Origin of the sequence: Pseudomonas sp. KCJK9016, from assembly GCF_046231795.1 — a bacterium.
In the GTDB taxonomy this organism is placed as follows: Bacteria; Pseudomonadota; Gammaproteobacteria; order Pseudomonadales; family Pseudomonadaceae; genus Aquipseudomonas; species Aquipseudomonas bananamidigenes.
Genome location: NZ_JBJJMM010000022.1, coordinates 62372 through 75558, shown reverse-complemented (window position 1 = coordinate 75558; position 13187 = coordinate 62372). Strand labels below are relative to the sequence as shown.

Annotated in this window: 12 protein-coding genes and 2 tRNA genes; 13 read left to right on the top strand and 1 reads right to left on the bottom strand. The window is 58.1% G+C overall.

Going from position 1 to position 13187, the window contains the following annotated elements; all coding sequences use genetic code 11:
* Positions 1–73 precede the first annotated feature (73 nt).
* From carB to ACK6BI_RS20775, 3 genes are read left to right on the top strand one after another with little or no spacing between them, the layout of a single operon-like run.
* Positions 74–3295, top strand: a complete 3222-nt coding sequence (carB, locus tag ACK6BI_RS20785) for a carbamoyl-phosphate synthase large subunit (RefSeq protein ID WP_409318532.1) — start codon at positions 74–76, stop codon at positions 3293–3295.
* Positions 3292–3768, top strand: coding sequence for a transcription elongation factor GreA (gene greA, locus ACK6BI_RS20780; RefSeq protein ID WP_007953757.1), 477 nt, complete (start codon positions 3292–3294; stop codon positions 3766–3768). The genes carB and greA overlap by 4 nt, the downstream gene beginning before the upstream one ends.
* A gap of 28 nt (positions 3769–3796) precedes the next feature.
* The gene (locus ACK6BI_RS20775; protein ID WP_409318531.1) at positions 3797–4201 is read left to right on the top strand and encodes an MFS transporter; all 405 of its coding nucleotides are present in this window, start codon (positions 3797–3799) and stop codon (positions 4199–4201) included.
* Between the two features lie 9 nt (positions 4202–4210).
* Here the strand turns inward: ACK6BI_RS20775 and ACK6BI_RS20770 are convergent, their stop codons facing one another.
* On the bottom strand, positions 4211–4519 hold the full coding sequence (locus ACK6BI_RS20770; protein ID WP_409318530.1) for a YhbY family RNA-binding protein: 309 nt from the start codon (positions 4517–4519) through the stop codon (positions 4211–4213).
* A gap of 101 nt (positions 4520–4620) precedes the next feature.
* On the opposite strand from ACK6BI_RS20770, the gene rlmE reads away from it, so the two are divergent.
* From rlmE to nusA, 10 genes are all read left to right on the top strand, one after another.
* Entirely contained in the window at positions 4621–5250 is a 630-nt protein-coding gene (gene rlmE, locus ACK6BI_RS20765; protein ID WP_065259975.1) for a 23S rRNA (uridine(2552)-2'-O)-methyltransferase RlmE, read from the top strand.
* Between the two features lie 202 nt (positions 5251–5452).
* Positions 5453–7357, top strand: a complete 1905-nt coding sequence (gene ftsH, locus ACK6BI_RS20760; RefSeq protein WP_409318529.1) for an ATP-dependent zinc metalloprotease FtsH — start codon at positions 5453–5455, stop codon at positions 7355–7357.
* Positions 7358–7365: 8 nt separating this feature from the next.
* Positions 7366–8217: a dihydropteroate synthase gene (gene folP / locus ACK6BI_RS20755; protein ID WP_409318528.1), complete on the top strand. Its 852-nt coding sequence runs from the start codon at positions 7366–7368 to the stop codon at positions 8215–8217.
* A gap of 16 nt (positions 8218–8233) precedes the next feature.
* Complete coding sequence (glmM, locus tag ACK6BI_RS20750) at positions 8234–9571, top strand: phosphoglucosamine mutase (RefSeq protein ID WP_409318527.1); 1338 nt, start codon at positions 8234–8236, stop codon at positions 9569–9571.
* Positions 9572–9636: 65 nt separating this feature from the next.
* Positions 9637–10392: a triose-phosphate isomerase gene (tpiA, locus tag ACK6BI_RS20745; RefSeq protein WP_409318526.1), complete on the top strand. Its 756-nt coding sequence runs from the start codon at positions 9637–9639 to the stop codon at positions 10390–10392.
* A gap of 4 nt (positions 10393–10396) precedes the next feature.
* Positions 10397–10780 carry a preprotein translocase subunit SecG gene (gene secG / locus ACK6BI_RS20740; protein ID WP_011332406.1) on the top strand — a complete coding sequence of 128 codons (384 nt, stop codon included), beginning with the start codon at positions 10397–10399 and terminating at the stop codon, positions 10778–10780.
* Between the two features lie 22 nt (positions 10781–10802).
* Positions 10803–10888: transfer RNA gene (locus ACK6BI_RS20735), tRNA-Leu, on the top strand.
* Positions 10889–10985: 97 nt separating this feature from the next.
* A tRNA-Met gene (locus ACK6BI_RS20730) sits at positions 10986–11062 on the top strand.
* Positions 11063–11199: 137 nt separating this feature from the next.
* A complete protein-coding gene (gene rimP, locus ACK6BI_RS20725; RefSeq protein ID WP_065260004.1) occupies positions 11200–11658 on the top strand; it encodes a ribosome maturation factor RimP in 459 nt (152 codons plus the stop codon).
* Positions 11659–11705: 47 nt separating this feature from the next.
* Positions 11706–13187, top strand: coding sequence for a transcription termination factor NusA (gene nusA, locus ACK6BI_RS20720; protein WP_409318525.1), 1482 nt, complete (start codon positions 11706–11708; stop codon positions 13185–13187).

Below are 13187 nucleotides of genomic sequence, written 5' to 3'. Positions count from 1 at the left end.
GGCGGCCCCTTCGGGACTTCAGAAATCGATCAAGACGGCTTGCCGACTGACCTGCGGATTTGAGTGACAACCCATGCCAAAACGTACAGACATTAAAAGCATCCTGATTCTCGGCGCTGGCCCGATCGTTATCGGCCAGGCCTGTGAATTCGACTACTCCGGCGCCCAGGCCTGCAAGGCCCTGCGCGAAGAGGGTTACCGCGTCATCCTGGTGAACTCCAACCCGGCCACCATCATGACCGACCCGGACATGGCCGACGCGACCTACATCGAGCCGATCAAATGGCAGACCGTTGCCAAGATCATCGAAAAAGAGCGTCCGGATGCGGTACTGCCGACCATGGGCGGCCAGACCGCGCTGAACTGTGCCCTGGACCTGGAGCGCGAAGGCGTACTGGAAAAATTCGGCGTGGAAATGATCGGTGCCAACGCCGACACCATCGACAAGGCCGAAGACCGCTCGCGTTTCGACAAGGCGATGAAAGCCATCGGTCTGGAATGCCCGCGTTCCGGTATCGCCCACAGCATGGAAGAAGCCAACGCCGTGCTCGAGCGCCTGGGCTTCCCGTGCATCATCCGTCCGTCCTTCACCATGGGCGGCACCGGTGGCGGTATTGCATACAACCGTGAAGAGTTCGAAGAAATCTGCGCCCGCGGTCTGGACCTGTCGCCGACCAAGGAACTGCTGATCGACGAATCCCTGATCGGCTGGAAAGAGTATGAAATGGAAGTTGTCCGCGACAAAAAGGACAACTGCATCATCGTCTGCTCGATCGAAAACTTCGACCCGATGGGGGTGCACACCGGTGACTCGATCACCGTCGCTCCGGCCCAGACCCTGACCGACAAGGAATACCAGATCCTGCGTAACGCCTCGCTGGCGGTACTGCGCGAGATCGGCGTCGAGACCGGTGGTTCCAACGTGCAGTTCGGTATCTGCCCGAACACCGGCCGCATGGTCGTGATTGAAATGAACCCGCGTGTGTCGCGCTCTTCGGCCCTGGCTTCGAAGGCCACCGGTTTCCCGATCGCCAAGGTTGCGGCCAAACTGGCAGTCGGCTACACCCTCGACGAGCTGTCGAACGACATCACCGGCGGCAAGACCCCGGCGTCCTTCGAGCCGTCCATCGACTACGTCGTCACCAAGATGCCGCGCTTCGCTTTCGAGAAGTTCGCCAACGCTGACGCGCGTCTGACCACTCAAATGAAGTCCGTAGGCGAAGTCATGGCCATCGGCCGCACCTTCCAGGAGTCCCTGCAGAAAGCTCTGCGCGGTCTGGAAGTGGGTGTTTGCGGCCTGGACGAGAAAGTCGACCTGAGCAACCCGGAAAGCATGAGCGTGCTCAAGCGCGAACTGACCGTGCCGGGTGCCGAGCGTATCTGGTACGTGGCGGACGCTTTCCGCGCCGGCATGACCGTCGAAGAAATCTTCGGCATGAACATGATCGACCCGTGGTTCCTGGTGCAGATCGAAGATCTGATCAAGGACGAAGAGAAGGTCAAGACCCTCGGTCTGTCTGCAATCGATCGCGACCTGATGTTCAAGCTCAAGCGCAAAGGCTTCTCCGATCAGCGTCTGGCCAAGCTGCTGGGCGTCACCGAGAAAAACCTGCGCACTCACCGCCACAAGCTGGAAGTGTTCCCGGTCTACAAGCGCGTCGACACCTGCGCTGCCGAGTTCGCCACCGACACCGCCTACCTTTACTCGACCTATGAGGAAGAGTGCGAGGCGGCGCCGTCCGGTCGCGACAAGATCATCATCCTCGGTGGTGGCCCTAACCGTATCGGTCAGGGCATCGAGTTCGACTACTGCTGCGTACACGCTGCATTGGCGCTGCGCGATGACGGTTACGAGACCATCATGGTCAACTGCAACCCGGAAACCGTATCGACCGACTACGACACTTCCGACCGTCTGTACTTCGAGCCGGTGACCCTGGAAGACGTGCTGGAAATCTGCCGTGTCGAGAAGCCGAAAGGCGTCATCGTCCAGTACGGCGGCCAGACTCCCCTGAAGCTGGCTCGCGCACTTGAAGCGGCCGGTGTGCCAATCATCGGCACCAGTCCTGACGCCATCGACCGTGCCGAAGACCGTGAACGCTTCCAGCAGATGGTTGAGCGTCTGAACCTGCGTCAGCCGCCAAATGCCACCGTGCGCAGCGAAGACGAAGCCGTTCGCGCTGCCGCGAAGATCGGTTACCCGCTGGTGGTGCGTCCGTCCTACGTACTGGGCGGCCGGGCAATGGAAATCGTCTACAAGGAAGAAGAGCTCAAGCGTTACCTGCGTGACGCGGTGCAGGTGTCGAACGACAGCCCGGTGCTGCTCGACCACTTCCTCAACTGTGCCATCGAGATGGACGTTGATGCGGTCTGCGACGGCAAGGACGTGGTGATCGGCGCGATCATGCAGCACATCGAGCAGGCGGGCGTGCACTCCGGTGACTCCGCGTGCTCGCTGCCGCCGTACTCGCTGCCGGCACACATCCAGGACGAGATGCGCGAACAGGTCAAGAAAATGGCCCTGGAACTGGGCGTGGTCGGCCTGATGAACGTTCAGTTGGCCTTGCAGGGCGAAGACATCTACGTCATCGAAGTCAACCCTCGCGCTTCCCGTACCGTGCCGTTCGTGTCGAAGTGCATCGGTGTTTCCCTGGCGATGATCGCTGCCCGTGTGATGGCCGGTAAGACATTGAAGGAAATCGGCTTCACCAAGGAGATCATTCCGAACTTCTACAGCGTGAAAGAGGCGGTATTCCCGTTCGCCAAGTTCCCTGGCGTTGACCCGATCCTCGGCCCGGAGATGAAGTCCACCGGTGAAGTGATGGGCGTCGGCGACACCTTTGGCGAAGCCTTTGCCAAGGCCCAGATGGGTGCCAGCGAAGTGCTGCCGACCGGCGGTACCGCGTTCATCAGCGTGCGTGACGATGACAAGCCTCTGGTTGCAGGCGTGGCCCGTGATCTGATCAACTTGGGCTTCGAAGTGGTCGCCACCGCCGGCACTGCCAAGCTGATCGAAGCCGCAGGCCTGAAAGTGCGTCGCGTGAACAAGGTGACCGAGGGTCGTCCGCACGTGGTCGACATGATCAAGAATGACGAAGTCACCCTGATCATCAACACCACCGAAGGTCGCCAGTCGATCGCCGACTCTTACTCCATTCGTCGTAACGCCTTGCAGCACAAGATCTACTGCACCACCACTATTGCTGCTGGCGAAGCGATCTGCGAAGCGCTGAAGTTCGGTCCTGAGAAGACCGTGCGCCGCTTGCAGGATCTACACGCAGGATTGAAGGCATGAATAAATACCCAATGACCGTCCAGGGCTCCAAGGCCCTGGAAGAAGAGCATGCTCACCTGACCAAGGTCGTTCGTCCGAAGCTCAGCCAGGACATCGGTACGGCCCGCGAGTTGGGTGATTTGAAGGAAAATGCTGAATACCATGCTGCCCGCGAGCAACAAGGCATGGTCGAGGCGCGTATTCGTGATATCGAGGGTCGTCTGCAGAACGCGGTGATCATCGACGTGACGACCATTCCACATACCGGCAAAGTGATTTTCGGCACGACCGTCGAGATCGCCAACGTCGAGACCGACGAAAGCGTGACTTACCAGATCGTCGGTGAGGACGAAGCGGACATCAAACTCGGCAAGATTTCGGTCGGCTCGCCGATCGCTCGCGCCTTGATCGCCAAGGAAGAGGGCGACACAGTCGTCGTGAAAACGCCGGGCGGCGATATCGAGTATGAGATTGTCGAAGTCCGTCACATCTGAGACAAGGCGCCCGCTGCGTGCGGGTGCCATGCTCTGGCAGCTGGCTCAGATGTTGTGGGTTGGCGGTTTATGGCTGGTGCACCTCGGTCTGCGGCCGGTGCTGGGCCAGATTGGTCTCGCACCGCTGTTGATCGACGAGGTCGCCAGTGCGTTTGAAGTACCGGTGGTGGGTTTCGCTGCCGCGTGCGTGATTTTTCAGGCCTTGGTACTGGTGCGGGCCGAGGGCCTTTCCAGTTTATGGCGGGATTTTCGCGGGCAAGTGTTGCTGATGGCGGTGTATGCGAGTGCGATGTATGTCGCCGTGCGTGTCGGCTGGCCGGATGCGCAGCGCTGGCAGGTATTCAGTTATCTTGTTCTGGGGTTTTCCGGACTGGTACTGGTGATGCAGCCAGTGCCGGGATGGAGTGCCAGGGTGCGCAAAGCACACCCTTGACCCTGTTCATCACTTGAAACGATGAACGTTCGACAGCTGCTTGTTGGCGCTGAAGTTCCTGCGGTAAATCAGTGCCATTTTGCCGATGACCTGCACCAGATCGGCTTTCCCGGCCTTGCACAGTTCTGCAATGGACGCCAGGCGATCCTCGCGATCGAGGATGTTGAGCTTGATCTTGATCAGCTCATGGTCCGCCAGGGCGCGCTCGAGTTCGGCTAGAACACCCTCGGTCAAACCGTTGTCCGCCACGATCAATACCGGTTTCAGATGGTGACCAATGGATTTGTACTGTTTCTTCTGCTCTGGAGTGAGCGGCATAATCTGACCCTTTCGTCTGGATTCTGTAAAATGGCGGCCATTTTACCCGAGGGCTCGTGGATCCGCCCAGTTAATCACGACCCTAATCAACGAGGTGCCCAATGGCGCGTTCCAAGACAAGCCTTGGTTGGCTGAAACGACATGTCAACGATCCTTATGTGAAGCAAGCGCAGAAGGATGGCTACCGCTCGCGTGCGAGTTACAAGCTTCTGGAGGTCCAGGAGAAATACAAACTGATTCGTCCCGGCATGAGCGTGGTCGATCTGGGGGCTGCGCCCGGCGGCTGGTCGCAGGTTACCAGTCGTCTGATCGGTGGTCAGGGCCGTCTGATCGCCTCGGACATTCTGGAAATGGACGGCATTCCGGACGTGACCTTCATTCAGGGGGATTTCACCCAGGATGAGGTGCTGGCTCAGATCCTTGAGGCTGTGGGTAATTCGCAAGTGGACCTTGTGATTTCCGATATGGCCCCCAATATGAGTGGTACGCCTGCCGTAGATATGCCGAAAGCCATGTTTTTGTGCGAGCTGGCGCTTGATCTGGCAGAGCGGATACTCAAGCCGGGTGGCAATTTTCTGATCAAGATTTTCCAGGGAGAAGGGTTCGACACTTATTTGAAGGACGCTCGTCAGAAATTCGACAAGGTCCAGATGATCAAGCCGGATTCTTCCCGTGACAGTTCCCGCGAGCAATACATGCTGGCTTGGGGCTACCGCGGCGGTAGCATGTAAAACGAGTTATTTGGGCGGGGTGATAGGTTTTTCGTATTTCGCCCTCCGTGCATAAGCGAATATTGTGTAGCAAGTGTTTCACAAAGGGTTACAGACGGCGCCTGCCAGAGCTGTAGGTAATGTAGTAAGTTAGGCCGGTGAATATCATGCGAAGCGCGCGCCATCAGCGGAGCTTGCTTCAGAGGGTAGTTAATTGAACGATATGGCAAAGAATCTGATCCTGTGGTTGATCATCGCGGCTGTCCTGGTGACGGTGATGAACAACTTCTCCAGCCCTAACGAGCCGCAGACCCTCAACTATTCCGACTTCATCCAGCAGGTCAAGGATGGCAAGGTCGAGCGCGTGGCCGTCGATGGCTACGTGATTACCGGCAAGCGCAACGATGGCGACAGCTTCAAGACCATTCGTCCGGCGATCCAGGACAATGGCCTGATCGGCGATCTGGTCGACAACCATGTCGTGGTCGAAGGCAAGCAGCCTGAACAGCAAAGCATCTGGACCCAGCTTCTGGTGGCCAGCTTCCCGATTCTGGTCATCATTGCGGTATTCATGTTCTTCATGCGCCAGATGCAGGGCGGCGCAGGTGGCAAGGGTGGGCCGATGAGCTTTGGCAAGAGCAAGGCTCGCCTGCTCTCCGAAGATCAGGTGAAGACCACGCTGTCGGACGTTGCCGGTTGCGACGAAGCCAAGGAAGAGGTTGGCGAGCTGGTAGAGTTTCTTCGTGATCCGGGCAAGTTTCAGCGTCTGGGCGGTCGCATTCCTCGCGGCGTACTGATGGTCGGTCCTCCCGGTACCGGTAAAACCTTGCTGGCCAAGGCAATTGCCGGCGAAGCCAAGGTGCCGTTCTTCACCATTTCCGGTTCGGACTTCGTCGAAATGTTCGTCGGTGTCGGCGCCAGCCGTGTTCGTGATATGTTCGAACAGGCCAAGAAGCACGCCCCCTGCATTATATTCATCGACGAGATCGACGCCGTTGGTCGCCATCGTGGCGCCGGCATGGGTGGTGGTCACGACGAGCGCGAACAGACGCTCAACCAGTTGCTGGTGGAGATGGACGGTTTCGAAATGAATGACGGCATCATCGTCATTGCTGCAACCAACCGTCCTGATGTGCTGGATCCTGCCTTGCTGCGCCCTGGTCGCTTCGACCGTCAGGTTGTGGTCGGTCTGCCGGACATCCGTGGTCGCGAGCAAATCCTCAAGGTACACATGCGCAAGGTGCCAATGGGTGACGACGTTGCTCCGGCCGTTATCGCGCGCGGTACTCCGGGCTTCTCCGGTGCCGATCTGGCCAACCTGGTCAACGAGGCTTCGCTGTTCGCTGCCCGTGCCGGCAAACGCATCGTTGAAATGAAAGAGTTCGAGCTGGCCAAGGACAAGATCATGATGGGCGCCGAGCGCAAATCCATGGTCATGTCCGAGAAAGAAAAGCAGAACACCGCTTATCACGAAGCAGGCCACGCAATCGTCGGTCGTGTCGTGCCAGAGCATGATCCGGTCTACAAGGTTTCGATCATTCCTCGCGGTCGTGCGCTGGGTGTGACCATGTTCCTGCCGGAAGAAGATCGCTACAGCCTGTCCAAGCGCGCGCTGATCAGTCAGATCTGCTCGTTGTACGGTGGCCGTATCGCCGAAGAGATGACTTTGGGCTTCGATGGGGTAACCACCGGTGCTTCCAACGACATCATGCGTGCCAGCCAGATCGCACGGAACATGGTGACCAAGTGGGGCCTGTCTGAAAAACTCGGTCCGTTGATGTATGCGGAAGAAGAAGGCGAAGTGTTCCTCGGTCGTGGCGGTGGCGGTCAGAACGCCAGTTTCTCTGGTGAAACGGCCAAGCTGATCGACTCGGAAGTGCGCAGCATCATCGATCAGTGTTATGGCACCGCCAAGCAGATTTTGACGGACAACCGTGACAAGCTTGACGCCATGGCCGACGCCCTCATGAAGTACGAGACTATCGACTCCGAGCAGATCGACGACATCATGGCAGGACGCACGCCTCGTGAGCCTCGTGACTGGTCGGGTGGTACCGGCACACCGCCTCCGGTTGTTCGGGATGAGCGTCCGGAAACACCGATTGGCGGTCCGGCTGCCGACGTATAAGGTTTGAAATGACTTCTGTACAGTCCCTGACCCGGTTGCCTTGCGGCAACCGGGTTCTTGATTTGGCCCGGGCGCACGTCATGGGCATTCTCAATGTCACTCCCGATTCCTTTTCCGATGGCGGCCGATACAGCCAGCTTGATGCAGCCTTGCGTCACGCCGAGGCGATGGTTTCTGCCGGTGCGACGTTGATCGACGTGGGGGGTGAGTCCACTCGGCCCGGTGCGCGAGCGGTGTCCCCGTTGGAGGAGCTCGAGCGTGTGGCGCCGATTGTCGAGCTGATCAACCGCGAACTGGATGTGATCATATCGGTTGATACCTCGACCCCGGCCGTCATGCGGGAAACTGCGCGTCTGGGGGCCGGGCTGATCAATGATGTTCGGTCGCTGCAGCGTGACGGTGCCCTGGATGCGGCGGCGGCCACCGGCTTGCCGGTCTGCCTGATGCATATGCTGGGTGAGCCAGGTAACATGCAGGACAACCCGCATTATCAGGACGTCACCCGGGAAGTGGGTGAATTTCTCGCCGAGCGTATGGAGCGATGCGCCTCGGTCGGTATACCCGCCGAACGGATCATTCTTGATCCGGGCTTCGGCTTCGCCAAAACCCTTCAGCACAATCTAAGCTTGTTCAAACACATGGAGGCCCTCCATGCATTGGGTCGACCTCTGCTGGTGGGCGTTTCGCGAAAAAGCATGATCGGACAGACCCTTGATCGCCCGGTGGGTGAGCGCCTTTCTGGCGGTCTGGCTCTGGCTGCGCTGGCGTCGGTCAAGGGGGCGCGTATTTTGCGCGTCCATGATGTGGCAGAAACGGTGGATGTCGTGCGCATGATCGCAGCCGTGGAATCAGCCGAATAAGAATGATGGAGCACTTATGAGCAAGAAATATTTTGGTACCGACGGCATTCGTGGCCGCGTTGGTGAGTACCCGATCACTCCTGACTTCATGCTCAAGCTTGGCTGGGCTGCCGGTATGGCTTTCCGGAAAATGGGTGCCTGCAAGGTGCTTGTTGGCAAGGACACGCGGATTTCCGGGTATATGTTCGAGTCGGCTTTGGAGGCCGGCCTGACGTCGGCGGGTGCCGATGTCATGTTGCTGGGTCCGATGCCGACGCCTGCCATTGCTTACCTGGCGCGTACCTTTCAGGCTGAGGCCGGCATCGTGATCAGTGCTTCGCACAATCCTCACGATGATAATGGCATCAAATTCTTTTCCGGCCGGGGTACCAAATTGCCGGATGAGCTGGAACTGATGATCGAGGAATTGCTCGACACGCCGATGACCGTCGTCGAGTCGAGCAAGATTGGCAAGGTGTCGCGAATCAACGACGCCTCTGGCCGCTACATCGAATTCTGCAAGAGCAGTGTGCCAACCAACACCAGCTTTGCCGGTCTGAAGATTGTTATCGACTGCGCGCACGGTGCAACCTACAAGGTCGCGCCGAGTGTGTTTCGCGAGCTGGGTGCCGATGTCGTCGTCTTGTCCGCCCAGCCCAACGGGTTGAACATCAACGACAACTGTGGCTCGACTCACATGGGGCCATTGCAGGCGGCGGTGCTTGCCGAGCAGGCTGATCTGGGGATCGCATTCGATGGTGACGGCGACCGCGTGCTGATGGTCGATCATACCGGTGCGATAGTCGATGGGGATGAGCTGATCTTCATCATTGCTCGCGATCTGCATGAGCGTGGCAAGTTGCAGGGCGGTGTCGTCGGCACGCTGATGAGTAACCTTGGCCTGGAACTGGCCCTGGCGGATCTGGGGATTCCTTTTGTGCGTGCCAACGTGGGTGACCGATATGTCATTGCCGAGTTGCTGGAGCGCAACTGGCAGGTCGGCGGTGAGAACTCGGGGCATGTCGTCTGCTTCAATCACACCACGACGGGGGATGCGATCATCGCGGCATTGCAGGTGCTGATGGCGCTCAAGGCTCGCGGTGAGGGTCTGGCTCAAACCCGTCAATTCCTGCGCAAATGTCCGCAAGTGCTGATCAATGTTCGTTTCGGCGGCGGCGACAGTCCTCTCGAGCACCCGGCTGTCAAGGAGGCCAGCAAGCGTGTGACCGAAGCCATGGCTGGGCGTGGTCGTGTGCTTTTGCGCAAGTCCGGGACAGAGCCTCTGGTGCGGGTAATGGTCGAAGGTGAGGACGAAACCCAGGTTCGTGGCTATGCCGAAGAGCTGGCAAAACTGGTAACTGAAGTTTCTGCCTGATACAGCTTGCCAGTCTTGATTGTGTTGGGTAACATCTGCGCCCACTTTGACCGACGAGGTACAGCATGCGTCGCCCTATGGTAGCTGGTAACTGGAAGATGCACGGTACCCGCGCCAGCGTCGCTGAGCTGATCAACGGCCTTCGTCATCTGGCCTTGCCAAGCGGTGTTGATGTCGCGGTATTCCCGCCTTGCCTGCATATCAATCAAGTGATTGATGGCTTGAAAGGAAAGTCGATTTCGGTCGGCGCGCAGAACTCTGCGGTGGAATCGATGCAAGGTGCATTGACCGGTGAGATTGCGCCGAGTCAGTTGGTGGATGCAGGGTGTTCCCTGGTGCTTGTCGGACATTCCGAGCGCCGCCAGATCATGGGCGAGCGAGACGGGATGCTGAATCGCAAGTTCGCAGCGGCACAGGCATGTGGCTTGATTCCGGTGTTGTGTGTGGGGGAAACCCTGGAGCAGCGTGAAGCCGGAAAGACTCTTGAGGTTGTCGGGCGTCAGCTGGGCAGCATCATCGAGGAGCTTGGTGTCGGTGCCTTTGCACAAGCGGTGATCGCATACGAGCCGGTCTGGGCCATTGGTACCGGGCTGACTGCAACGCCGCAACAGGCTCAGGATGTGCATAAGGCCATTCGTGAGCAGTTGGCGGCGGAGAATTCTGAAGTCGCTCGAAATGTGCGGCTTCTATACGGCGGCAGCGTGAAGGCGGCCAATGCGGTCGAGCTGTTCGGCATGCCGGATATCGATGGGGGGCTCATTGGTGGAGCTTCCCTGAATGCAGATGAGTTCGGTGCGATTTGTCGCGCCGCGGGAAACTGAAAAAATGCTGGAAACAGTCGTAGTCGTTTTTCATCTGCTGGGTGCATTGGGCGTAGTTGCTCTGGTTTTGCTGCAGCAGGGTAAGGGTGCGGACGCTGGTGCGTCTTTCGGAGCAGGTGCTTCAAATACTGTGTTCGGAAGCCAAGGTTCCTCTACCTTTCTTAGTAAGTTTACTGCTATACTTGCCGCCGGTTTCTTCATAACCAGCTTGGGGTTAGGATACTTTGCTAAAGAGAAGGCTCATCAGCTGACTCAAGCAGGATTGCCAAATCCAGCGGTATTGGAAGTTCCAAAGCAACAACCGGCTTCTGATGATGTACCGGTGCTTCAAGAGCAAAAGTCGGCTACTCCAGCGACTGACGTACCTCCAGCTCAAGAGCAGAAGTAAGAAGAGTTTCAAACGTAGTTTTGCCGAGGTGGTGGAATTGGTAGACACGCAACCTTGAGGTGGTTGTGCCCATAGGGTGTAGGGGTTCGAGTCCCCTTCTCGGTACCAATTAGTCAGGAGAGCCCGCTGTTGCGGGCTTTCTTGCAGGTGGAAGGTTACATTGACCCTCCAGGGGATCGGTCGTATACTTCCGCCCCAGCTTTGTCGCGGGGTGGAGCAGTCTGGTAGCTCGTCGGGCTCATAACCCGAAGGTCGTCGGTTCAAATCCGGCCCCCGCAACCAGTTTAAGGAGCCCCTTTTAAGGGGCTTTTTGTTAGCTGGACACTTTCAACGCCGCTGTTCGACGGCGTTTCAAGGATGGGCGTTTCGCCCATTTTTTATTTTGCAAAGCATGCACATACATGCACGAGGGGGTTCAGGTGTCGAGCAAGCTAGAAGAGTTGCAGGCCTTGCTGGCCCCGGTGGTCGTGGCCCTGGGCTATGAATGCTGGGGTATTGAGTTCTCGGCTCAAGGTCGTCACTCAATGTTGCGCGTTTATATCGATAAGGAAGGCGGCGTGCTGGTGGACGATTGCGCCATCGTCAGCCGTCAGATCAGCGGTGTGCTGGATGTTGAAGATCCGATCTCCGTTGAATACACCCTTGAGGTTTCCTCGCCTGGCATGGAACGCCCACTGTTCACTCTTGAGCAGTTTGCCAAATTTGCCGGTGAACAAGTAAAGATCAGGCTGCGCTCGCCTTTTGAAGGACGACGCAACTTTCAGGGCCTTCTGCGCGGTGTAGAAGAACAGGATGTCGTGGTGCAGGTAGATGACCATGAGTTCCTGTTGCCGATCGATATGATCGACAAGGCCAACATTATTCCCAGTTTTGACTGAGACGCGGATCCCGCGGATCCAATGGCTTGCGAAAGGCGAGGCGTACGATGAGCAAAGAAGTACTGCTGGTTGTTGAGTCGGTATCCAATGAAAAGGGCGTACCGGCAAGCGTAATTTTTGAAGCGCTGGAGCTGGCTCTGGCCACGGCTACCAAAAAGCGTTTTGAAGACGAAGTTGATCTGCGTGTGGAAATCAATCGCCACACCGGTTCTTACGAAACTTTCCGTCGCTGGACGGTCGTCGAAGAGAATGATCTTGATGATCCGGCCATCGAAACCTGGCCAAGCAAGGTTGCCGAAACGCACCCTGGCGCCAAGGTCGGTGACGTCGTCGAAGAAAAGATCGAGTCCATCGAGTTCGGCCGCATCGCTGCGCAGACCGCCAAGCAGGTCATCGTGCAGAAAGTGCGCGAAGCGGAGCGTGCTCAAGTGGTCGACGCCTATCGCGAGCGCCTGGGTGAAATCATCTCGGGCACCGTGAAGAAAGTGACCCGCGATAACGTGATCGTCGATCTGGGCAATAACGCTGAAGCGTTGCTCGCCCGCGAAGACATCATTTCCCGCGAAACCTTCCGTGTCGGTGTGCGTCTGCGTGCGCTGCTCAAGGAAATCCGCACCGAGAACCGTGGCCCGCAGTTGATCCTGTCGCGCACCGCGCCGGAAATGCTGATCGAGCTGTTCCGCATCGAAGTGCCGGAAATTGCTGAAGGTCTCATCGAAGTCATGGCCGCTTCCCGTGATCCGGGATCGCGCGCCAAGATTGCCGTCCGCTCCAAGGACAAGCGCATCGACCCGCAGGGTGCTTGCATCGGTATGCGCGGTTCGCGCGTCCAGGCCGTGTCGGGTGAGTTGGGTGGTGAGCGTGTCGATATCGTCCTTTGGGACGACAACCCGGCGCAGTTCGTGATCAATGCCATGTCGCCGGCGGAAGTGGCGGCCATCATCGTTGACGAAGATGCCCACGCGATGGACATCGCGGTCGGCGCAGACAACCTGGCTCAGGCCATCGGTCGTGGTGGTCAGAACGTGCGTCTGGCCAGCCAGTTGACCGGCTGGACCCTGAACGTGATGACTGAGTCGGACATCCAGGCCAAGCAACAAGCGGAAACCGGCGATATCCTGCGCAACTTCATCGACGAGCTGGAAGTCGACGAGGAGCTGGCTCAGGTGCTGGTCGACGAAGGCTTTACCAGCCTGGAAGAGATTGCCTACGTACCGTTGGAAGAAATGCTCAACATCGACGGCTTTGACGAAGACATCGTCAACGAGCTTCGCGCTCGTGCCAAGGATCGCCTGTTGACCAAAGCCATCGCTACTGAGGAAAAACTGGCAGACGCCCATCCGGCCGAAGACCTGCTCTCGCTTGAGGGTATGGACAAGGATCTGGCGGCGGAACTGGCGGTGCGCGGCGTAGTTAACCGCGAAGACCTGGCCGAGCAGTCGATTGACGACCTGCTCGACATCGACGGTATCGACGAAGAGCGTGCCGGCAAGTTGATCATGGCCGCCCGAGCCCACTGGTTCGAGTAA

What these genes read in the sequence shown, in the direction of transcription:
- carB (WP_409318532.1), top strand. Translation starts at nt 74, where the DNA reads ATGCCAAAACGTACAGACATTAAAAGCATCCTGATTCTCGGCGCTGGC.
- greA (WP_007953757.1), top strand. Translation starts at nt 3,292, where the DNA reads ATGAATAAATACCCAATGACCGTCCAGGGCTCCAAGGCCCTGGAAGAA.
- ACK6BI_RS20775 (WP_409318531.1), top strand. Translation starts at nt 3,797, where the DNA reads ATGCTCTGGCAGCTGGCTCAGATGTTGTGGGTTGGCGGTTTATGGCTG.
- ACK6BI_RS20770 (WP_409318530.1), bottom strand. Translation starts at nt 4,519, where the DNA reads ATGCCGCTCACTCCAGAGCAGAAGAAACAGTACAAATCCATTGGTCAC.
- rlmE (WP_065259975.1), top strand. Translation starts at nt 4,621, where the DNA reads ATGGCGCGTTCCAAGACAAGCCTTGGTTGGCTGAAACGACATGTCAAC.
- ftsH (WP_409318529.1), top strand. Translation starts at nt 5,453, where the DNA reads ATGGCAAAGAATCTGATCCTGTGGTTGATCATCGCGGCTGTCCTGGTG.
- folP (WP_409318528.1), top strand. Translation starts at nt 7,366, where the DNA reads ATGACTTCTGTACAGTCCCTGACCCGGTTGCCTTGCGGCAACCGGGTT.
- glmM (WP_409318527.1), top strand. Translation starts at nt 8,234, where the DNA reads ATGAGCAAGAAATATTTTGGTACCGACGGCATTCGTGGCCGCGTTGGT.
- tpiA (WP_409318526.1), top strand. Translation starts at nt 9,637, where the DNA reads ATGCGTCGCCCTATGGTAGCTGGTAACTGGAAGATGCACGGTACCCGC.
- secG (WP_011332406.1), top strand. Translation starts at nt 10,397, where the DNA reads ATGCTGGAAACAGTCGTAGTCGTTTTTCATCTGCTGGGTGCATTGGGC.
- nusA (WP_409318525.1), top strand. Translation starts at nt 11,706, where the DNA reads ATGAGCAAAGAAGTACTGCTGGTTGTTGAGTCGGTATCCAATGAAAAG.